Source organism: Coraliomargarita sinensis (genome assembly GCF_003185655.1).
Lineage (GTDB): Bacteria > Verrucomicrobiota > Verrucomicrobiia > Opitutales > Coraliomargaritaceae > Coraliomargarita_B > Coraliomargarita_B sinensis.
Map to the genome: position 1 here is coordinate 264,631 of NZ_QHJQ01000005.1, position 20,163 is coordinate 284,793.

The window sequence follows — 20,163 nt, forward strand, 5'->3', positions numbered from 1 at the left end:
TTAAATTCAATGAGCGAAAGTAAAATAGAGAAATACTCCGCAAAGGAGTGGGACTACATCCGTAAACGCTTTTACAACTCGATTTTGAACGAAACCGAGATTGCCAAGCTTGGGCAAAACGTCGGCATTTCCTGGCCGTTCAAGGGGAAAGACGAAACGCCGGCGAAATATATCGATTTGGAGTTTGAAGAGCTACAGTCTGTGCCCGGCTTGGTGGGGAAGATGAGCCGTGTGAAAGTGCTCATGGACATCCTACGCGAGACGCTGGCTTTTGATGATCCCTTTGGCGACATGGTCGACACGGTGGAAAACGAAAGCCAGGAGGACGACACATTTAACCGCATCCTGGAAAAGCTGGAGGTGCCCATGGACTACCCGGCGGAGTTTCTGCACTTCTCAAAAGAGACCGAGGAACTGCTACAGAGTGAAGACGTGAAAACATTAATGGAGTGTGTTCACTTCGGGCAGAATATCGCGCGCAACGCCGTAATGGGAGGCGACCTAAAGAGTTTCCTCAACAGCCTGGCCCACAAGGATGAAAAGGCGATGTCGACGCATATGCCTTACCGTCGGGGGGAACGCGGTTTGCATCTTGCCGAAGCCATTGGCCTGATCTGCAGGAGTTTGAACACGTCGACCCAATTGCATCTGCTGCAAGTTGGGGGAGTCACTCTGACCGGGGAAGAGCAACAGAAGTTGGCTTCTTCAAGCAAGCTCGACATCGAAGGCTCGATGAAGCGCGCGCTGGACAAGTTGAGCCGTGTTGGCGAGTGGTTCAGTGCCGAGGTCCCCGATCTGGAGCAAACCTTCACCACTGAGGGATCTCCCGAGCGCTACTTCATCTCAATAAATGATGCGCGCATCGAGCGCATGGCGGTGGAATTAGCCAGGCTTAAGTTTGCACCAGAGGAAGAGAAGAAGAGTTCCGGCTTCCTCGGTCGCATTTTTGGTCGTTAACTTTCTGCTGCCGCCTTCGCGCAGCGCATCCCGTCCAGCGCGGCACTGACAATGCCACCGGCGTAACCGGCACCTTCGCCACAGGGAAAAAATCCCGCCACATCTGGATGCTGTAGGCTGTCCTGGTCACGCGGGATGCGGACCGGTGAGCTCGTACGGGTCTCAAACCCCACCAGGTTGCAATCTTCAGTCACGTAGCCGTGCATCTGGCGGCCGAAAATCTCCAGACCGCGGCGAAGGCGCGCGACCACCCAAGAGGGCAAAATTTCATCGATCCTTGCCGCCTGAATGCCCGGGAAATAACTTGTCTTCGGCAAATCCTGCGAAGACTTGCCCGTCATGAAATCGGTCACTCTCTGTGCGGGAGCAATCTGGCCACCTCCACCATGCTGCTTGGCGGCTTGCTCCAGGGCTTTCTGAAAGGCAAGGCCTGCGAGTACACCGTGTTCCTTGCGAAAACCCTCCGTATCTTCCGGCTCGACCGTGACGACCATACCGCTGTTGGCAAAGGGGGAGTCGCGCCGGGCCAAGCTCATTCCGTTGACCACGACTTCGTCGTTTTCCGTTGCCGCGGGGACGATAAAGCCACCCGGGCACATGCAGAAGGAGTGAACGCCGCGTCCGTCGATCTTGGTGGCCAGCCGATAACTCGCGGCCGGCAGAAGGCGAGGGCGTTCCGAACCGCGGGGCAAATGATATTGAAGGCTGTCGATGAGCGGCTGCGGATGCTCGATGCGTACACCGACGGCAAACGGCTTTTGTTCGAGACGGAGCTCCTCTTTCTGCAGCAAGTGGTAGATATCCCTGGCGGAGTGGCCCGTTGCCAGAATTAATTTTCGCGTGGCGAACTCACGCCCGTCGGCGGTCCGAACGCCGGCAACACGATTTTGCGATAACATGAATGCGGACACTTTCGCTCCAAAATGGACTTCGCCGCCTGCTTTGCGGATGGACTCGCGCATCGCCATCACAACTTTGGGAAGGAGGTTAGATCCGATGTGCGGGTGGGCGTCGACGAGAATACGATCGGGGGCACCATGGGCCACAAGGGTTTCATATACCTTTCGCACCGGACCACGTTTGGTTGCACGCGTGTAGAGCTTACCGTCGGAAAAGGTCCCGGCGCCGCCTTCACCAAAACAATAATTGGAGTCTTCGATCACACGGCCTTCTTTTAGAATCGGCCCCAGGTCGAAGCGCCGGGCGGAGGCGTCTTTGCCACGTTCGAGCACGATCGGCTTCAGGCCGAGTTCGAGGCATTCCAGCGCGGCAAACATTCCTGCCGGGCCACAACCCACAATCAAAACGGTTTCCGGAGAAGCCGAAAGGGCCGGGTAGTTGCAGCTTGGTGCCGCTTCAGGCGCGAGCGGCTCGTCAAGGCCGACTTCGTAGCGCAACTGCACCTTTATCTGCCGCTGGCGGGCGTCAATCGAATGCTTACGAAGACGCAGCTCCCGAATCCGATCCACCGGGATATCCAGCTTTGACGCGACGGCACTTCTCTGTGCCTCAGCGCTCTCCGAATCCTCCAGCGGCAGAACTACGTCGACCACCGGCGGTGGCGATGCATCGACCCGCTCAGTCACCGAAAGTCTTCCCGTTCCATCCCCACATGTTCGGTTCGACGTTATGGAAATTGATGTAGACTCGATCCCTCCGCACTTCGACCGCCAGGCTGAGCCGCTCGCATAGTTCCTTGCTCAGGTTGGAGGTGGCATCTTCAGGAAGGCGAATACTGTGGAGGTTAATAAATACAGTAGGCTCGCTGTTTCCCGCCATCGTCATTTTAGAACTCGTCCAGCTGGTCATCACGTAATCCTCCGACTTTTCCAAAAGCTCCGCAGCGGCTTTGGAAAGAGTTTGGAGCGCGTTGTTTTTCTCCGCGTCAGACAGCGGAATATTCGATGTAACTTGAATGAGTGGCATGGTTATTTGTATTCAGCTTTGAGGTATTGCACGACGGAAGGGATAGCCTCGATCATGGCATCCCGGCAAGCGCTGTAGGCGGCAAAGTCCTGCCCGATCGGGTCAGGAATTTGATCGCCTTGCTCCACATCCATAAAGCCCCGTAGCAGGTGGACGCGTTCGGGCAGTTTGGGATAGTAGTGATGAAGCACATCTATATGGGAACTCGTCATTCCAAAGATCGCGAAAGCATTTTCAATCAGCTCATCGGTCAGCGGCTGACTCTTGTGTTTGGTGAGATCAAGTTGGACCTTTTTTAACGCGGCGACCGAATTTTTCGAAGCGGGGTCGCCGTAGCCGGCGGCAACGCCTGCAGAGAGCACTTCGAGTTGGTTCAGGGGCTCACCTTCCGCGGCCAGGGCGTGCTGGAGAAGTTTCTCCGCCATCGGACTGCGGCAGACATTGCCGGTGCAAATCATTAAGATGAGGTTACGTTCCGACATAAATCCAAGTATCAGCTGCGGTTGAGTTCGCGGTATCCAATATCACGACGAAGGTATTTATCTTCAAATTCAATCTGATCGCAAACAGAATAAGCAATCTCGGCGGCCTGCTGAAGTGTTGGTGCTTGTCCGCTGATGCCGAGGACCCGCCCACCAGCCGTCATAATCGTCCCGTCCTCGGAGCGCTTGGTGCCGGCATGGACGATGGCGGCACCTTCCGGCAGCTCATCCGGGAAAGTGATCGGATTCCCTTTGGCATACTTGCCGGGGTAACCACCGGCCGCCAAAACGACAACGATCGCCGCACCTTCCTTGAATGTAATATCCTTCGGCAGGGACTGACCTTTGGCCGAAGCCAAAAGGATGGGCACGAGGTCGGCATCCAGCATGGGAAGCAGGACCTGTGTCTCGGGATCGCCGAAACGGACGTTATACTCCAGAACTTTGACACCGGTTTCTGTCAGCATGACTCCGGCGTATAATGTGCCGCGGTAGTCGATACCATCCGCCTTGAGCCCAGCGAGAGTAGGGCGGATGACTTGTTCTTCAATTTCAGCCTGCATCGCAGGAGTCATCTTGCTGGTGGGCGTGTAGGCTCCCATGCCGCCCGTATTGAGTCCGGTATCCCCCTCGCCGGCACGTTTATGATCCTGACTCGGCGGCAGGCAGAGATAATCTTCGCCCGAAGCAACGACATGAATGGAGGCTTCTTCGCCGTAAAGAGTCTCTTCGATAACAATTTCCTGGCCACTGCTGCCGAAGGCGTCGCCCTCCAGCATATCCTTGACCGCGGCAATAGCCTCGTCCTGGGTCTCCGCCATGATCACGCCTTTTCCTGCAGCAAGACCGCTGGCTTTGATCACGATCGGTGCCGGATGCTCCTGCAAATAGGCGAGGGCGGGGGCCACTTCCGTAAAAGTGGCGTAGGCTGCAGTCGGTATGGAATGACGGGCAAAGAAGTCCTTACAAAAAGCTTTGCTTGATTCCAATTGGGCGCCGAGCCGATTCGGTCCGTAGGCCGGAATCCCCGCGTCCTGCATAGCATCGACCAATCCGAGACTGAGCGGCACTTCCGGCCCGACCACGACGAGGCCGATTGACTGCTCTTCGGCCAGCTTGACCAATCCATCGATGTCCTCGACGGCCACATCGTAACAGTCGATCTCTGCCGCCATCCCGCCATTGCCAGGCGAGGCAATGACACGTTCCGCCTGTGGGCTTTGGCGGCACTTCTGGACCAGGGCGTGTTCACGCCCGCCGGATCCGATGACTAAAATATTAATTTTCGATTGGTCTGACATAGGCCGGAGAAGTTTCCAGATGCAGCAGTGGAGGTAAAGTGCTTTTCTCTGATATCCTCAAAGCCTTTAGAAGAAGGTTGAATTTTTCCTGAGGTGCGTGATTTTAGCCCGTTTCACCAATCTATGACCGATCTGAACCATACGCGCAATTTCTGCATCATCGCCCACGTCGACCATGGCAAGACGACGCTCTCGGACCGCATCCTCGAGCTGACCCGCACTGTTGAAATGCGTGAGATGAAGGATCAGCTCCTGGATTCCATGGATCTTGAGCGTGAGCGGGGCATCACAATCAAGAGTCACCCGGTATCCATGGTCTACCGCGCCAGAGACGGTAAAGATTACACCTTCAATCTGATCGACACTCCCGGCCACGTGGACTTTTCCTACGAAGTTTCGCGCAGTCTTGCCGCCTGCGAGGGGGCGATGTTGTTGATCGATGCCGCACAGGGTGTCGAAGCCCAGACAGTGGCCAACGCCCATCTCGCGGTGGAGCAGGGCCTCGAAATCATTCCCGTCATCAACAAGGTCGATTTACCCAGCGCGGATGTGCCGGCAATCCAGCACCAAATCGAGGATGTGCTGGCGATTCCGGCTGAAGAGGCAATTCTGACCAGTGGTAAAAGCGGCCTCGGGGTAGAAGACCTCATGGAAGCGGCTGTCGCGCGTGTGCCCAAGCCCCGCTGGGCCGAGGTGAACGGCCTGCGCGTGCTGATTTTCGACTGTATCTACGATACGTACAAAGGCGTCATATGCTACGTCCGCGTTTTCTCCGGTTCCGTCAAGACGAACGACCAGATCATGACCATGAGCGACGGAATGAAAGCCCAGGTCAAAGAAGTCGGCAAATTCTCGCCGGCCATGACCAAGCAGGACGAACTCGTTGCCGGCGATGTGGGCTACATCGTCACCAACATTCGCGACGTCGCCGAGATCAAGCTGGGAGACACAATCACCCTGGCTGCAACGCCTGCCGAGGAAATGCTGCCCGGATATAAGGAAGTCAGTCCGATGGTTTTCAGCGGAATTTATCCGATCGATACCAGCGACTACAATAAACTGAAGGCCAGTATGGGGAAGTTGCGTCTCAATGACGCTGCTTTTGTCTATCAGTCCGAAAACTCGGTCGCGCTTGGCTTCGGCTTCCGTTGTGGTTTCCTCGGTCTGCTGCACATGGAAATTATCCAGGAGCGCATTCGCCGGGAATATGACCTTGATGTCATTTCGACGTACCCGAGCGTGGTTTATCATGTCACCAAAACAGACGGTGATACGCTGGAGGTACATAATCCTGTTTACCTGCCGGATCCCTCCGAGATCGGCCACATCGAGGAGCCGATGATTGTCGCTTCGATACATATCCCCAGCACCTCCATCGGTGATGTCCTGGCGCTGGTTTCGGAGAAACGGGGGCTCTGCGAGCATACGGAAACGATCGACGGAACCCGCGTCATGCTCGTCTGCCGCTTGCCGCTCAATGAAATCCTCGTCGATTTCAACGACCGCCTGAAAAGCATCACCCATGGCTACGGCTCCATGGACTACGAAATGGCAGGTTACGAGGAGGCCAAACTTTGCCGTCTGGACATCATGGTCAACGGGGAGCCGGTGGATGCCTTTGCCTCGATTGTACACAAAGATAAAGCCGAGGGCAGGGGGCGCGCCCTCTGCAAACGCCTGAAAGAGATTCTGCCGCGCGAGATGTTCAAGATCGCGATTCAGGCAAGTGTTGGCGGTCAGGTCATCGCGCGGGAGACGATCAGCGCATACCGCAAGGACGTGACCGCCAAATGTTACGGCGGGGATATTTCGCGAAAGCGCAAGCTGCTCGAGAAGCAAAAAGAGGGTAAAAAACGGATGAAAAACATCGGCAACGTATCCATCCCTCAGGACGCCTTCATCAAGATCCTCAAAAATAGTGACGGAGGTTCTTAACCAGCGGATTTGCACCGTAAAAATCATACCGGACCGGCATTATAGATTCGCTTCATCACGGTTCATGCCTAGTCACAAAGAGTTACCGAAAACCAGTACATGAAAAAGCTTCGAAAACCGGCCAAAGAGCTTCTCCAGTCAGCCAGCAAGATCTATCATTACCGGCGGGACGTGATTTCGGAAGCGCGGCTTCATGATCTGGATAAAGCCGTGAATGAGGTACAGTCGCAACTCAAGGCCGAGGATAGCCTGAAGCTGAAGGCTGCCATGGAGCGCCTTGACGCGCTGCTTAAAAAGATTGGTGGCAAGATGTATCCCAAGACCTTCTTGAACGATAACATCGAGGTGGCGCTGGTCGCCGCCATCATTGTGATCGGCATCCGGACATTTTTCTTTCAGCCCTTTATCATACCGACGAATTCGATGTATCCCACATACAGCGGGATGAATGCCGAAGTTTATGAAAAGGGCGAGGGCGAACCCGGCGCCTTGAACAAACTCTTCCGGCTCGCCACGCTCGGGGCGCGTCACAAAGCCGTCGTCGCCAAAAACAGTGGTCCAATCGAACTGCCGGTAGCCGTTGCACCGGACGGACGATTACAGTTTTACGTCGAACCAGTCAAAGGACGCAAATTCCTGGTGGTCCCTACAACCCGGGCGAAATTTTTCATCTTTGTGGACGGCGAGCCTCACCATGTTGTCGTGCCGATGGAATTCGCGTCCGAGATGAACACGGTGATTCGTGACGCCTTCAACATTGATGGGCATGAGCTGCTGCGTCAGCCGGGCAACAACAAATACGCCATCATGCGACTGCAACAACGCGCGGAGGCCGGCGAGGATCTTTTACGCTTCGATATTACCTTGGGCGACGCATTGTTTGTCGACCGCCTGACGTATCATTTCCGCAAACCAAAAGCCGGGGAGCCGTTCGTTTTTCGTACCGATGACATTCAGCAGGAAATCGGCAAACACAGCGGCGATTACACCAACAAATACTATATCAAGCGGTTGGCCGGTGTCGCAGGTGAGACCTTGGAGATTCGCGACGGAACGCTGCTGGTGGATGGCCAACCGCGCGGCGAAGTTGAAGCATTTGGTCGCAATGCGCGACGCGAAGGTGAATACCAGGGGTATATCAATCAGGACTTGCTGGCTGAGGGCCGTGAAATGAAAATTCCGGAAGGAAAATTTGTCGCCCTGGGAGATAACTCCGGAAACAGCCTCGACAGTCGCTACTGGGGATTTGTCCCGGAGAAGGCTGTGATCGGGAAGGCTTTCTTTATTTATTTCCCATTCACCAAACGCTGGGGCGTTGCGGAGTGAAACTCAGCTGCGCCAGGCAGAAAGTCCTTAACCAAGCCCGCAAATCATCATATCTTACGCACAATATATATTATGTCTAATTTATATTTTCGCGTTTAACCATTCTTGGTATCAACTATCGACTATCCCGCGACTCGAACTTATCCGGGCACACAACCCTCATTGATCTTATAGCACCACACATAAAGATTCATGAATTCAGACACTCCCCTCTATAATTGGTTGAACGAACGAATGGCTGGCGCGCTGCTGCACGTCAGTTCCTTACCTTCTTCGACAGGTATTGGTAATCTCGGTGCCGGTGCCTACAAATTTGTCGATTTCCTGGAAAGCACCGGATTGAAAATCTGGCAGATATGCCCCCTGGGGCCAACCGGCTATGGCGATTCACCTTACCAGTGTTTCTCCGCCTTCGCCGGCAACCCCTACTTTATTGATCTGGAACCGCTGATTGAAGCCGGGCTGCTGGCGGACCGGGACGTAGCTCCCCTGCGTGAACTTCCGCAAGGTCAGGTCGACTACGGTTGGCTCTATTCCGAGTTTTGGCCCATTCTTGATGCGGCCTATGCGGCATTCGCGCAAAGCGGAGCCGATGAACTCCTGGATTACGGCAGTATTGCGGCATTCCGCGACAAACAGGCCTACTGGCTTGAGGATTATGCCCTCTACACGGCAATCAAAGCAGAAAATAAGGGCGCGTGCTGGCTGGATTGGCCCGAGCGTGACCGTGACTACAAAAAAGCCAGGAAACGCCGCAAGACAAAGGCACTCAAGGCGTCGATGGAGGCACAAATCTTCTTTCAGTACGTGTTTTACGCTCAGTTGGGAAAGCTCCGGGCCTACGCTGGCGAAAACGACGTTCAAATTCTGGGCGATCTCCCTATTTTCGTAGCTTTGGACAGTGCGGATGTTTGGTCCCACCCGGAACTATTCCAGCTCGATAATAAGTTGCAGCCGTCTGCAGTAGCCGGCGTTCCGCCCGATTATTTCTCGAAAGACGGTCAGCTCTGGGGCAACCCACTCTACGACTGGAAAAAGCACGTCGCATCCGGCTTCGAATGGTGGATTGAGCGAATCCAGTCCACCCTTTCCTTTTACGACATCATTCGCATCGATCACTTCCGTGGTTTTGAATCCTACTGGTCGGTACCTGCCGGAGAAACGACGGCCCGCAATGGCAAATGGATCAAAAGCCCGGGGCTCGAACTTTTCCATGCGATTAAAGATGCCTGCCTGGATGCGCGGATCGTTGCCGAAGATTTGGGTGTGATTACTCCCGAAGTAACTGCTCTGCGCAAAAAGACCGGCCTCCCCGGAATGGCCGTTCTACAGTTTGCTTTTGGCGGCGAGGATGACAATGCCTACCTGCCTCACAATGTAACGCCCAACAGCGTCATTTACACCGGCACGCACGATAACGACACCACGGTTGGATGGTATGCATCAGAATCCGAACCCGTCCGTGATCACGTTCGTCGTTATCTCAGTATCCCCGGAGATGATATCGCTTACGACCTCATTCGTGCCGCTGTAAGATCGACGGCAAACCTGGCGGTGGTCCCGCTACAGGACTTTATGCAGCTCGATGACAGTGCGCGCTTAAACAAGCCGGGCTCAGCCGCGGGAAATTGGCAGTGGCGTTACCTTCCCGAACAGCTTGATGAGCTGTCTGCGGAACGAGCCCAGAACATTCGCGACCTGCTTTCCAGCTACGGTCGTTGATTGATGCACGGATCATGTCCCTGAGCTAAGTTTGCCCGAAAAGTCGACCGGTGGCAGATAAGAACAAGATGAAACGACGCTCCTTCATGCATAGTATGGGCAGTGTTAGTCTGGCTCATTTATCGGGCCTAGGCTGCGCGTCACGCTCCGCATCCAGCACCAGTATCGACGCCCTCTTTCGTAGTGATAACCCTCAACTGCTAGGTTTGGCGAAACGAGTGATGGAGAAATGCGTCCTCGACAAGGTTCGCGAACCGACCCCGCCACTGGAACGAACCTGGATCGCTCCCGGCGGTCCGCATTATCTCGGACAATGGATTTGGGATACCATGTTCGTGGTCGATTTGATGAGTTTGATGCCGGAAAAGAAGGGCGTCATCCGTGACGTTTTTCACAATTATTGGGACTTTCAGGACCGCTGGAACCAAACTGCACCTGACTATGCCCGGGACATGATAACTGTGGCCATTAAAACAGAGCCCCAGGAGCAACGGCAATTCTCTCAGATCCCCATCCTCGCATGGGGCCTTGAGCGGGTATATCAAAGAAGCGGTGACAAAAAACTGGTTCGCCAATGTATCGGTCGTCTCGAAAAATGGCATGACTGGTATTGGCGCGAACGAGACCTGCATAACAACGGCCTGATCACCGTCGGCGCTTACACCGGGAAGCTCCAGCACGCTCGCTGGGAGACCTTCGATTACGAGTGCAACATGGACGACCTGCAGATGACGCCCCACCCTTATCGCAAGGGTCCGGATGAAGGTCCGTGGTATGGGGATATCTGCGTGCCCGGAAACAACGCCTATCTCATCATGGGCGAACGCAGCTTGATACGTTTAGCCAGGCTGGCCGGAGATGAGGCAATGGCGAAGCGACGACAGGCACATGTCGACAAAGGAGTCGAGGGCATGCGGAAATACCTTTGGGATGAAGAAGCCGGGACCTTTCTCTCTGCCAAACGTGATACGCTCGAGAAAATCCCGGTAGCCACGATCGGCAGTTGGATACCACTCACAGCCGGCGTACCGACACAGGCAATGGCGAATCGTATGGCGGAGGTTCTATCAACTCCGGCATGGCAGACCCCACTCCCCTTGCCTACGGTTGACCGTACCGACCCCCGCTGGAAGTCGAATGCATTTTGGCGCGGCGATGTCTGGCCCTCAACTAACTATCAAATCGCATCGGGTCTGGCGGCTTACGGCCATAACGACTTGGCCGCAAAGATTGCGGACAAGACGGTCTCGAATGCCCTCAAACACGGACTGAGTGAGCACTATGACTCAATCAGCGGGAAGCCGCTGGGTGTACCCGACTACTCAATGGCCAGCACCATTTTAACCATGATGCTGGATGGCTTGACCGACAAGCACCGCTTGTCTCTGCGCGACTAGGCAAGAATCCCCGGTCGAGTTAAATGAGGTCCTTGATTGCTGTGTATGCGAGACCGTGAGCTTCAGCCACAGCTTTGCACGTCACCTTACCGGCGTAGGTATTGACGCCGGTGGCAATTGCCCGCGAACCGGCTACCGCCTTTTCCAATCCGGAGTCTGCGATCTGAAGACCGTAAGTCAGGGTCGTGCCGGTCAGCGCAAGGGTCGAAGTGAGCGCGACCGCACCCGGCATATTGGCCACACCATAGTGCAGGATGTTATCGACCATATAGACAGGGTCATCGTGAGTAGTCGGATGAATCGTCTCGATACACCCACCCTGGTCAACCGCGACATCCACAATGACCGAACCGGGCCGCATCATGGCCAGGTGCTCACGACGGACAAGACGGGGCGCACGGGCACCTGGGATTAGCACTGCACCGATCAGCACATCGCACTCGGAAAGGACCTGTTCGATATTCGCTTCCGTGCTGTATAATGTGCAGATTGAAGAACCGAAAATATCATCCAGATAGGCCAGGCGCCTGGCGTTGACGTCCAGGATAGAAACATCCGCGCCGATACCCACAGCGATTTTTGCCGCGTTGGTCCCCACGACTCCCCCGCCGATAATCGCAACCTTACCGCGGCGCACACCGGGCACACCCCCCAGCAGGACGCCACCTCCGCCGTAATGCTTTTCAAGATACTTGGCACCCTCCTGCACAGAGAGACGCCCGGCGATCTCACTCATCGGCACCAGGCAAGGCAGCGTTTTGTGCTCCTCGATGGTTTCGTAGGCAACCGCTTTGACTTTCTTTTCCAGAAGGAGGTTCGTCAAATTCTCCTCGGCGGCCAAATGTAGGTAGGTGTAAATAATCTGCCCCTCCCGCATGAGGGCGCACTCTTCCGGTTGTGGCTCCTTCACCTTAATCACCATATCGGCTTCTGCAAATAATGCCTCCGCGTTGGGCAGTAATTTGGCCCCGACTTCCGTGTAGGCGGCATCGGAAAACCCTGCCTGTTCCCCGGCAGAACTTTCCACAAATACACTATGCCCGTGGGCCATGTAGGATTTCGCATCCGCGGGGGTTAAGCCAACCCGGTACTCATGCTTTTTTATTTCTTTGGCGACGCCGATCTTCATAGGATTCGTTGCTGGTGTTTAAAGTGTCCGAAAACAGCAGGTACAATACCAATAGCTGGTAATAATCGAGTCAACAGACATCCATGATCAAAGCACAACCCGTGCATCTGCCTTGGTCTTTCGCAGAAGGAGAGTCTTAAGCTGTCCGATATCCTCGAAACGAAGGAGCGTTAAAATCGTCAAATAGCTGATGACGCCGGCAGGTATGCCGCAGACGACCAAAACAGCGTTCATGATTTTATCGTTCTCGAGTACGATAAAACTCTGGCAAAGTAATATGCTGGCAATGACGGCGCAGGCCATGACGATCGCCGCCGAACCGATCTGCAGCAGCGGCTTCATCATGTAACGCACACGTATGGCCGCCACGCTCCGTGAGAGCCCCCGCCAGAGCAAACAGGCCTGCACCATGGCGGCGATGATGTTCGCCGCGGCCAGGCCGGCGGCGCCAAAGAACTGCATCAGCAGGTAACCGCTAACCGCGTTGATGACCAGGCAGAAACCTGCCACACGGACCGGTGAGACCATGTCTTTGCAGGCATGAAGCCCCCGCGTGGCGAACGTCGCCAGAGAATAAAACGGAAGCCCGACTGCATAGATAATCAGCAGCGGTGCGGTTGCTGCCACGTCTTCGAGATTGAAATTTCCCCAGTTGAAAAGCAGCGCCAAAATCGGCTCGGCCAGAACCAACAAGCCGACTCCGGCCGGTATCGAAATCGCCAGGATAAGCCGTACTCCCTGGTTGAATGAAATGGCAAAACCGTCTTTGTCCCGATCGGAAACGGCACTTGCCAGCAGAGGAAAAAACACGGTAACCACAGAGATCGTAAACACGCCAAGCGGGAGCTCCATGAGCCTGCTGGCCAGGTAAAGAACGGAAACCGATGATTCATCCAGGCTAAAAGCCAGTAATCTCGAAACCAGGATGTTGACCTGTAAAATCGCCGCCCCCATCAGGCCGGGCAGAAAGAGAGCCCACACCTGATCCAGGGATTCCGACGAATCTCTAGCCAATTTCGGCCGCCATCCCTGCCGGAAAAGATCCCAGGCCGGAAGTGCCAACTGCAGAAGCCCCCCCATTAATACGCCGCCGCAGAGAAGATGGACTACTTTTTGGTGTTCACTCCCGAAGAACCACGCCACCGCCAATGAACCGATCATGCTCAAATTGAGGAGCACGGGCGTCAGCGCCGCGGCGGCAAACCGCCCAATCACATTCAAACCAGCCGAAACGATCGCCGCCAAGCAGATGAATATCATGTAGGGAAGCAAGACCACCGATAGGTCCGCCCCGAGCATCCAACGGCCTTTCAACACCCCCAAACTATTTAACACAGCCAGAATCACGATGCCGCCGGTAACTGTGGCCAGTAAAATGGCGCAAACCCGCAGTAACACCTGATTGAAAAAGTGAAAAGCCACCTGCCTCCCCTGCTTTTTCAAAACATCGGTAAAGACCGGAACTACGGCGGAGGTCAATGCGCCCTCCCCGAGCAAGCGTCGAAAGAGATTTGGCAGGGTGAATGCCAGGATAAACGCGGAATTCCAGATACTGGTGCCCAGTGCCGCGAAGATCATGATGTCCCTGACCAAGCCCAAAACGCGGGAGCCAATGGTACTCAGGCTAATCACGGCGATGTTACGGAAATTCTTTAGCATATTTGGCGGAGCCTGTGATAGAAACTACTTCGCAAATAATTTTGGCAATTGTATATTTTCTGCTCTTAGTCTGTTTTGTGCAGTTCATTAAGGAACTGCTCATCGCTTTCCAAATTCTTCAATCAACCACTTTACCTATGCCTCTTATTGCCAAATTAACAGAGCGCTTGAAGCGCCACCCAAAACGCGTTGTTTTTCCGGAAGGTAGCGACCCCCGCATTCTGCAGGCGGCCCGCAAATTTGCCACACGTCAGCTTGGTATCCCCATTCTGCTGGGGGACCGTGCTAAAATTAAATCGAACGCCGAGAAGCTCGACATCAGTCTGGACAAGATACGCGTAATCGAGCCCCGCCGCAGCGATGAGTGGGATTCCTTTGTCACAAAATTCCACGGACTACGCCGATTTAAAAACTTAAAGGGCAAAGACATCGGCGAGTATTTGGAGAATACCAATTACTTCGCCACCATGATGCTGGCGGTGTCCCAGGCCGATGCCATTGTTTCCGGCGCTACCAGCGCGGCATCGAGCGCACTACGACCATTGCTTCAGATCATCCCTCTTCAGGATGAGATTTCGACAGTCTCCTCTTTGAATATTTTTGATTTGGAAGACCCTGACACCGGAAAGGACCGGGAATTATTTCTGGCGGACTGTGCCGTCGTACCCAATCCCACCAGCGAGCAACTGCGCGATATCGCCGTCACCACCGCGGCACTCAACTACCACCTGACGAATACGCCCCCCAAGGTGGCTCTCCTCAGTTACACCAGTAAGAGCGTCACCAGTAAAAACGCGACCGTGGCGAAAATGAAGGCAGCCACGGAACTCGCCCGCAGGAAAGCAAGGGAGCTGGGAATCCCGATGGAAATCGACGGTGAACTACAGGTTGACGCGGCATTGGAAAGCTCGGTGGCCCAAGCCAAGAAGATCGAAGGCCCCGTCGCCGGACAGGCCAACGTGCTGATTTTCCCGGATCTGCATTCGGCAAACATTGCATCCAAACTTGTCGACGTTCTGACACGGGCAAGAAACTACGGTCCGATTCTGACCGGATTAAGCAAACCTGCTGCAGAAATCAGCCGCGGTGCCACTGCCAGCGATATCTTTGGTACTGCCGTGATGGTGGCCTCACAGGCAATCGACCACAAGCTGCTCTACCCGACAGACCAGGATGAACTGAATGAGGACGTGACCAAGATTGATTAATTCCCGTACGGAATTTGAATGGTATGCCTGAGCAAGACAACAAACCTGCGGTTATCTCATCGCGCAAAGAGCTGCTGACCGCTCCGAAAAACAGCTCAACCAAGCGCATCTTCATTGCGGCGACCCGCATGAACGACGGGAAGACGACAACCAGTCTGGCCTTGTTTTCCGCACTTCAGAGTATCACCGAAAAAGTCGGTTTTATCAAACCGGTCGGGCAGCGGTTCGTTGAACTGGACGGGCACCAGATTGACGAAGACTCTTTTCTTCTCAATCAAACCTTCGATGTAAAGGTACCGATACAGGCGATGAGCCCGATCGCCATTCATCACAACTTTACCCGAGAATACCTGGACAATCCGGATGAGAGTCAAGCCAAGTTGATCGATACGATGTGCCGGGCGTTTGACCGGGCGGCCTATGAAAAAGAGTATATTATTATCGAAGGCACCGGGCACGCCGGAGTCGGATCCGTTTTCAATCTCTCGAATGCGGATGTCGCCCGGCAACTCGATGCCAAGGTGATTATTATCGCCAAAGGGGGTATCGGCAGACCCATCGATGAGATTGCCCTGAACAACGCCTTATTCAAGGCTGCGGGTGTCGAGGTGATTGGCGCGATCATAAACAAGGTGCTCCCCAGCAAAATGGAGGACGTGCAAAAATACTGCCAAAAGGCTCTGGATCGGATGGGCATCCCCTTGTTGGGATGTTTGCCCGTGGAAAAACAACTGACCCGCCCGAACTTAAGCCAGATTGTTGAAGAAGTGAACGGTCGCTGGATTAACGGCCACGAGCACGGACACCGGGAGCGCATCAACCGGGTGATCATCGGGGCTATGGCCGCGAAAGGACTGCTCGATCTGTTGCAACGGGGCACACTTATCATCACACCCGGGGACCGTGAGGATATCATTTTATCTGCGATCGCGGCGGAGGGAGTGACCACAGAGCGTACGATTTCCGGGATTATCCTCACCCGTAACGTCCTCCCCCATCCCAAGCTGATGGAGATGATCGCCAAAACGAGAATCCCCGTCGTTGTGTGCAGTGATGAGAGCTATAAAGTGGCTTCTCTGGTCAATAACATGACCGTAAAGACTCAACCCGAGGACGAAGATAAAATTCCTATTATTAAGGACCTGATAAAAAAGAACATCGATATGCAGGCGATCCAAGATGCATTTGATTCGCGACCCGATGTGAACCCTTAACGTGATAACAATAAAATCATGCCAAAAAAAACCAAACCAACTTTTGAGGAGGCCGTACAGCGCCTCGAAGAACTGATTGAGTCCATGGAAGACGGCAGTTCCCCATTGACCGAATTGGTTGCGAAATACGAGGAAGGCTCTAAGCTTTTGAAGGAATGCCAGTCACAACTACAAGAGGCGGAACTGAAAATCGAAAAGCTCAATTTGAAGACGGGTGAACCTGAACCATTCAGCAGCGAGGAGGAGGAAAGCTAGGGCGATCTTATTTTAATATGTCACTGCTTGAACAGATACAATCCCCTGAGGACGTAAAAAAGCTCGATTACGCAGAGTTACCTGCACTCGCTCAGGAGATTCGAGAGCGAATTATTGCCACAACATCGAAGAATGGAGGTCACATCGGTCCAAATCTTGGTGTTGTCGAGCTGACGATTGGGCTGCACCGGGTATTTAACACCCCGAAGGATAAGTTTGTCTTCGACGTTTCCCACCAGGGCTACGTGCACAAGCTGCTCACAGGGCGCAATGGCGAGTCTTTTGACAAAATTCGTCTCAACGACGGGGTTAGTGGTTTTCTTTCCCGACACGAAAGCGAGCATGACGCATTCGGAGCGGGCCACGCCGGGACTGCACTTTCGGCCGCTCTCGGCATGGCCAAAGCGCGGGATTTAAACGGTACGGATGAGCACGTGGTCGCACTCTGTGGCGACGCCGCATTTACCTGTGGGATTACCATGGAAGCGCTGAACAACGTGGCCAGCACGACAAAGCGCATGATCATCATCCTGAACGATAACAAATGGTCGATTGCGAAAAACGTTGGCGCCCTCCCCCGTTACTTCAACGAGCTGATCACCAATCCGGTCTACAACCGTCTTAACGACGATATCGAACAACTGCTGCATAAGGTTCCGGGCGGCGAATCACTGATCAACTTCGGCTCCAAGTGGAAAAAGGAAACCAAGGATTTTTTTGTATCCTCCTCGCTTTTTGAAAAGTTTGATGTCCGCTACATCGGCCCGATCGACGGTCATGATTTAAAACAAGTTGAGCATTACCTGGAGTTCGCCAAGCAAGCGGAACAGCCCGTTCTGCTGCATGTGCTGACCACAAAGGGCAAAGGATATGACGTCGCGCTGGAGAGTCCGGAACGCTTTCATGGTGCCAGCCCATTTGATGTGAAAACCGGCCGCGGGACACCTTCACCGGCAGGTACCCCACCAAAATATCAGGACGTGATGGGACAAACCCTGGTTAAACTGGCCAAAGAAGACACAAAAGTTGTCGGCATAACCGCGGCCATGCCTTCCGGAACCGGGCTCAATATCCTGGAAAAAGAGCTACCGGAACAATTTTTCGACGTGGGCATCGCGGAAGAGCACGCGGCCCTGTTTGCCGCGGGCATGGCCACGAATGGACAACACCCGGTCTGCGCGATCTATTCCACCTTCCTGCAGCGCGCATACGACCAGATAATCCATGATATTGCCCTGCAAAATCTTCCCGTACTCTTCTGCATGGATCGCGCGGGCTTATCCCCTAACGATGGTGCGACCCACCACGGTGTCTTTGATATTGCTTACCTTCGCTGCGTGCCCGGCGCTTTGATGATGGCGCCCGCGAATGAGGACGAACTTGCTGACATGATGGCTACGGGGCTTCGCTGGCAGGGGCCGGCATTCATCCGTTACCCGCGTGGAAATGCGGCAGGCGTCCCGATGAAGCACTTCCCCGAACCCATTGAGGTCGGAAAATCAAAACGTATTCAATCCGGGAACGATATCGATATTTGGGCCCTTGGTACCATGCTGGCGGATGCCGAAAAGGTGGCCGCCCGACTGAGCGAACATGGAATCACGGCCGGGGTGGTGAACGCCCGCTTTGCCAAGCCGCTTGATCACGACGCGTTACGCGAATCGGCCAAAGCTCATTCACTGATTGTCACCATGGAGGACCACGTCGTCACCGGAGGTTTTGGCACAGGTTTGGCCGAGGCGCTGTTGGATTTGGATGTGTCCTGCCCGGTCTTACGCATTGGCTGGCCCGACGAATTTGTTGAACACGGAAGTTCCGTGAGTAGCTTGAGAGAAGCTTACGGGCTCAACAATGAAGCCATTACCGAGCGTATTATCCACCGCCTCAGGAAGATGAGTTCAGCTGATGTCGACATCAGTAAATGAGGGCAGTTACAGCCCTACTCGATGCCCAACTTCTTGCGTCCTTCTTCCGAGATCATGTGGGGCGTCCAGGGCGGGTCCCAGACGATGTCCACTTTAGCCTCAGCAATCTTATTGAGTGACTCGATGTTGTTTTTGACATCCTCTGCGATCACAGGGCCCATTCCGCACCCCTGAGCGGTCAGGGTCATTTTAACCTGCACGCTGTGGCGGCCGTCATCCGAAGCGGGCTCACTTATCTGCAAGTCGTAGATGAGGCCCAAATCGACGACGTTGACGGGGATCTCCGGGTCGAAACAACCTTTCATCGCTTCCCAAACATGGTCCTCGCTAAATGGTTCATCGGAGGGCGTCTTGGCCTCTTTACTGGACTGTTCGTTGAGTGCTGCCCGGGTCGTGTCTCCAAGTGCATCCAAATCTTTGCCGTCAATGCGGTATAAGCCTTGATCCGTGCGAATCGTTACCGAGCCACCTAGAGCTTGGGAAATAATGACCCGCGTTCCAGCTGGGAGCGTATGCTCGTCGCCGGATGGAATCATCGTTGCGCTGGTGTCGCGGATCAGTTGTATCTCACCGTCTAAACTCATGCTGGGAGCATCGCAAACAACGTGACTCTGTCAAACTATGTTAACCCGTCAGCTAGCACCCGAGAAATGATGGATGCTGTTCAGGCAAAAAAGGGGTTACGCTCCTTTTCAAAAGCTACTGTGGTAGGAGGCCCGTGTCCGGGGCAAACGATTGTGTTGTCGGGGAGGCCCAGGATTTTCTCGCGGATCAGATCCAGTGCCGATTTGTATCCACTGTTTACCTTTCCGATGGAACCGCAAAAAAGCGCGTCACCAGCAAAAACAACCGGTTGACTCGCCCCCTCCAGTAAGTAGCTCGTTCCACCCGGCGAATGCCCGGGAGTTTCAATCGCAGTCAAGTGCCACGACCCCAGTTCAAAGTGATCGCCCTCACGGACCGGTAACGCAGCTTCATATGGCTCAGCGGCCGGGGCATAGTTATTTGCAGTCTTTTGAGCCAGCTGATCATAGTGAACCACGTGGTCGGGGTGTGTATGCGTGAGGAATAGTTTCCAAGCGGATGAGGCGGCGCAATGGTTAGCATTCGAAAGCGATTCAAAACCGGAACCGGCATCGATTAAAGCTACACTTGCTGGGTCACCCGGCGGATGGATGGAATAACTGTTGACCGTCATGGCCGCATAACCGGGCACCGGGAAGGGAGCATTGTGCAGTTTGACCCCTTCCGGCAGAGTTGTCTCCGGCTCTGCGGCCCCCCTCGCCAGATTTACAAGGCAGTTCGGATTCAAGCCCAGCACAGGCGCAATGGATCGAGTGCCCTCCTCGGAAAAATCTCCAGAAAGAAGGGCCTCGCATTCTACAGTCGTCATCCCGGCAGCGTCTGCAAGTTCACTCGTGTTCATGTCCAAGCCACGCATCGCTTTTCCTAGCACATCGTGGTATTCATCTTCAATGGGCGGTAACGGATTCATTGTGTAATCTTAGATTTCTTCCATTACCATTTCAAACCCAACCGGGTAATTGGCACGGCATGAAGAAATAAGTCAAAAAGGATAGGCTTCAGTCCCCATACTTTGGCGCTCTCCATCAAAGATTGGGGACATGGAGCAATTAAGCTACCATGTCCCCGATGATTAACAAGATAGGTCTAGCAGGATACGAAGTGATCGAGGTCTCTAGCAAGGCTGATGTTTACGAGTTGCG

17 protein-coding genes are annotated in these 20,163 nt (G+C 54.3%); 9 read left to right on the forward strand and 8 right to left on the reverse strand.

The genetic code is table 11. The annotated features are described in order from the left end of the window. Positions 1 to 9 precede the first annotated feature (9 nt). Positions 10 to 957, forward strand: a complete 948-nt coding sequence (locus DDZ13_RS09085) for a hypothetical protein (protein WP_110131131.1) — start codon at positions 10 to 12, stop codon at positions 955 to 957. On the opposite strand, the gene DDZ13_RS09090 is transcribed toward DDZ13_RS09085, so the two are convergent. The 4 genes from DDZ13_RS09090 to purD are packed head-to-tail and all read right to left on the reverse strand — an operon-like array spanning position 954 to position 4,666. Further along, positions 954 to 2,543 (reverse strand): NAD(P)/FAD-dependent oxidoreductase, encoded by a 1,590-nt coding sequence (locus DDZ13_RS09090; protein ID WP_233246128.1) that lies wholly within the window; start codon positions 2,541 to 2,543, stop codon positions 954 to 956. The two genes, DDZ13_RS09085 and DDZ13_RS09090, sit on opposite strands and share 4 nt — an antisense overlap. Next, complete coding sequence (locus DDZ13_RS09095; RefSeq protein ID WP_110131132.1) at positions 2,536 to 2,883, reverse strand: phenylpyruvate tautomerase MIF-related protein; 348 nt, start codon at positions 2,881 to 2,883, stop codon at positions 2,536 to 2,538. Before DDZ13_RS09095 ends, DDZ13_RS09090 begins: the two co-directional genes overlap by 8 nt. A 2-nt stretch (positions 2,884 to 2,885) precedes the next feature. Further along, complete coding sequence (locus DDZ13_RS09100) at positions 2,886 to 3,365, reverse strand: arsenate reductase/protein-tyrosine-phosphatase family protein (RefSeq protein ID WP_110131133.1); 480 nt, start codon at positions 3,363 to 3,365, stop codon at positions 2,886 to 2,888. Between the two features lie 11 nt (positions 3,366 to 3,376). After that, complete coding sequence (gene purD, locus DDZ13_RS09105) at positions 3,377 to 4,666, reverse strand: phosphoribosylamine--glycine ligase (protein WP_199221092.1); 1,290 nt, start codon at positions 4,664 to 4,666, stop codon at positions 3,377 to 3,379. Positions 4,667 to 4,789: 123 nt separating this feature from the next. Between purD and lepA the strand changes: the two genes are divergently transcribed. The 4 genes from lepA to DDZ13_RS09125 all read left to right on the forward strand — a co-directional run bounded on the left by lepA (position 4,790) and on the right by DDZ13_RS09125 (position 11,046). Then, complete coding sequence (gene lepA, locus DDZ13_RS09110; protein WP_110131135.1) at positions 4,790 to 6,601, forward strand: translation elongation factor 4; 1,812 nt, start codon at positions 4,790 to 4,792, stop codon at positions 6,599 to 6,601. 99 nt (positions 6,602 to 6,700) lie between these two features. Next, positions 6,701 to 7,927: a signal peptidase I gene (gene lepB / locus DDZ13_RS09115; protein WP_110131136.1), complete on the forward strand. Its 1,227-nt coding sequence runs from the start codon at positions 6,701 to 6,703 to the stop codon at positions 7,925 to 7,927. Positions 7,928 to 8,119: 192 nt separating this feature from the next. Further along, a complete protein-coding gene (gene malQ, locus DDZ13_RS09120) occupies positions 8,120 to 9,649 on the forward strand; it encodes a 4-alpha-glucanotransferase (RefSeq protein ID WP_110131137.1) in 1,530 nt (509 codons plus the stop codon). 68 nt (positions 9,650 to 9,717) lie between these two features. Next, positions 9,718 to 11,046, forward strand: a complete 1,329-nt coding sequence (locus DDZ13_RS09125; protein WP_110131138.1) for an amylo-alpha-1,6-glucosidase — start codon at positions 9,718 to 9,720, stop codon at positions 11,044 to 11,046. A gap of 19 nt (positions 11,047 to 11,065) precedes the next feature. Here the strand turns inward: DDZ13_RS09125 and ald are convergent, their stop codons facing one another. Continuing rightward, entirely contained in the window at positions 11,066 to 12,175 is a 1,110-nt protein-coding gene (ald, locus tag DDZ13_RS09130) for an alanine dehydrogenase (protein ID WP_110131139.1), read from the reverse strand. An 87-nt stretch (positions 12,176 to 12,262) separates the two neighbouring features. Beyond that, positions 12,263 to 13,834, reverse strand: a complete 1,572-nt coding sequence (gene murJ, locus DDZ13_RS09135; protein WP_110131140.1) for a murein biosynthesis integral membrane protein MurJ — start codon at positions 13,832 to 13,834, stop codon at positions 12,263 to 12,265. A gap of 137 nt (positions 13,835 to 13,971) precedes the next feature. Here murJ and DDZ13_RS09140 point away from each other — a divergent pair, with 137 nt between their 5' ends. From DDZ13_RS09140 to dxs, 4 genes are read left to right on the forward strand one after another with little or no spacing between them, the layout of a single operon-like run. Next, on the forward strand, positions 13,972 to 15,042 hold the full coding sequence (locus DDZ13_RS09140) for a phosphate acyltransferase (protein WP_110131159.1): 1,071 nt from the start codon (positions 13,972 to 13,974) through the stop codon (positions 15,040 to 15,042). A 23-nt stretch (positions 15,043 to 15,065) separates the two neighbouring features. Then, on the forward strand, positions 15,066 to 16,256 hold the full coding sequence (locus tag DDZ13_RS09145) for a phosphotransacetylase family protein (RefSeq protein WP_233246129.1): 1,191 nt from the start codon (positions 15,066 to 15,068) through the stop codon (positions 16,254 to 16,256). An 18-nt stretch (positions 16,257 to 16,274) separates the two neighbouring features. Next, the gene (xseB, locus tag DDZ13_RS09150; protein WP_110131141.1) at positions 16,275 to 16,511 is read left to right on the forward strand and encodes an exodeoxyribonuclease VII small subunit; all 237 of its coding nucleotides are present in this window, start codon (positions 16,275 to 16,277) and stop codon (positions 16,509 to 16,511) included. Positions 16,512 to 16,528: 17 nt separating this feature from the next. Continuing rightward, positions 16,529 to 18,436 carry a 1-deoxy-D-xylulose-5-phosphate synthase gene (dxs, locus tag DDZ13_RS09155; protein WP_110131142.1) on the forward strand — a complete coding sequence of 636 codons (1,908 nt, stop codon included), beginning with the start codon at positions 16,529 to 16,531 and terminating at the stop codon, positions 18,434 to 18,436. A gap of 14 nt (positions 18,437 to 18,450) precedes the next feature. Here the strand turns inward: dxs and sufT are convergent, their stop codons facing one another. Both sufT and DDZ13_RS09165 read right to left on the reverse strand, forming a co-directional pair. Next, complete coding sequence (gene sufT / locus DDZ13_RS09160; protein WP_110131143.1) at positions 18,451 to 19,020, reverse strand: putative Fe-S cluster assembly protein SufT; 570 nt, start codon at positions 19,018 to 19,020, stop codon at positions 18,451 to 18,453. An 80-nt stretch (positions 19,021 to 19,100) separates the two neighbouring features. Beyond that, on the reverse strand, positions 19,101 to 19,931 hold the full coding sequence (locus DDZ13_RS09165; protein ID WP_110131144.1) for an MBL fold metallo-hydrolase: 831 nt from the start codon (positions 19,929 to 19,931) through the stop codon (positions 19,101 to 19,103). Positions 19,932 to 20,163: the final 232 nt, after the last annotated feature.

What these genes read in the sequence shown, in the direction of transcription:
- DDZ13_RS09085 (WP_110131131.1), top strand. Translation starts at nt 10, where the DNA reads ATGAGCGAAAGTAAAATAGAGAAATACTCCGCAAAGGAGTGGGACTAC.
- DDZ13_RS09095 (WP_110131132.1), bottom strand. Translation starts at nt 2,883, where the DNA reads ATGCCACTCATTCAAGTTACATCGAATATTCCGCTGTCTGACGCGGAG.
- DDZ13_RS09100 (WP_110131133.1), bottom strand. Translation starts at nt 3,365, where the DNA reads ATGTCGGAACGTAACCTCATCTTAATGATTTGCACCGGCAATGTCTGC.
- purD (WP_199221092.1), bottom strand. Translation starts at nt 4,666, where the DNA reads ATGTCAGACCAATCGAAAATTAATATTTTAGTCATCGGATCCGGCGGG.
- lepA (WP_110131135.1), top strand. Translation starts at nt 4,790, where the DNA reads ATGACCGATCTGAACCATACGCGCAATTTCTGCATCATCGCCCACGTC.
- lepB (WP_110131136.1), top strand. Translation starts at nt 6,701, where the DNA reads ATGAAAAAGCTTCGAAAACCGGCCAAAGAGCTTCTCCAGTCAGCCAGC.
- malQ (WP_110131137.1), top strand. Translation starts at nt 8,120, where the DNA reads ATGAATTCAGACACTCCCCTCTATAATTGGTTGAACGAACGAATGGCT.
- DDZ13_RS09125 (WP_110131138.1), top strand. Translation starts at nt 9,718, where the DNA reads ATGAAACGACGCTCCTTCATGCATAGTATGGGCAGTGTTAGTCTGGCT.
- ald (WP_110131139.1), bottom strand. Translation starts at nt 12,175, where the DNA reads ATGAAGATCGGCGTCGCCAAAGAAATAAAAAAGCATGAGTACCGGGTT.
- murJ (WP_110131140.1), bottom strand. Translation starts at nt 13,834, where the DNA reads ATGCTAAAGAATTTCCGTAACATCGCCGTGATTAGCCTGAGTACCATT.
- DDZ13_RS09140 (WP_110131159.1), top strand. Translation starts at nt 13,972, where the DNA reads ATGCCTCTTATTGCCAAATTAACAGAGCGCTTGAAGCGCCACCCAAAA.
- DDZ13_RS09145 (WP_233246129.1), top strand. Translation starts at nt 15,066, where the DNA reads ATGCCTGAGCAAGACAACAAACCTGCGGTTATCTCATCGCGCAAAGAG.
- xseB (WP_110131141.1), top strand. Translation starts at nt 16,275, where the DNA reads ATGCCAAAAAAAACCAAACCAACTTTTGAGGAGGCCGTACAGCGCCTC.
- dxs (WP_110131142.1), top strand. Translation starts at nt 16,529, where the DNA reads ATGTCACTGCTTGAACAGATACAATCCCCTGAGGACGTAAAAAAGCTC.
- sufT (WP_110131143.1), bottom strand. Translation starts at nt 19,020, where the DNA reads ATGAGTTTAGACGGTGAGATACAACTGATCCGCGACACCAGCGCAACG.
- DDZ13_RS09165 (WP_110131144.1), bottom strand. Translation starts at nt 19,931, where the DNA reads ATGAATCCGTTACCGCCCATTGAAGATGAATACCACGATGTGCTAGGA.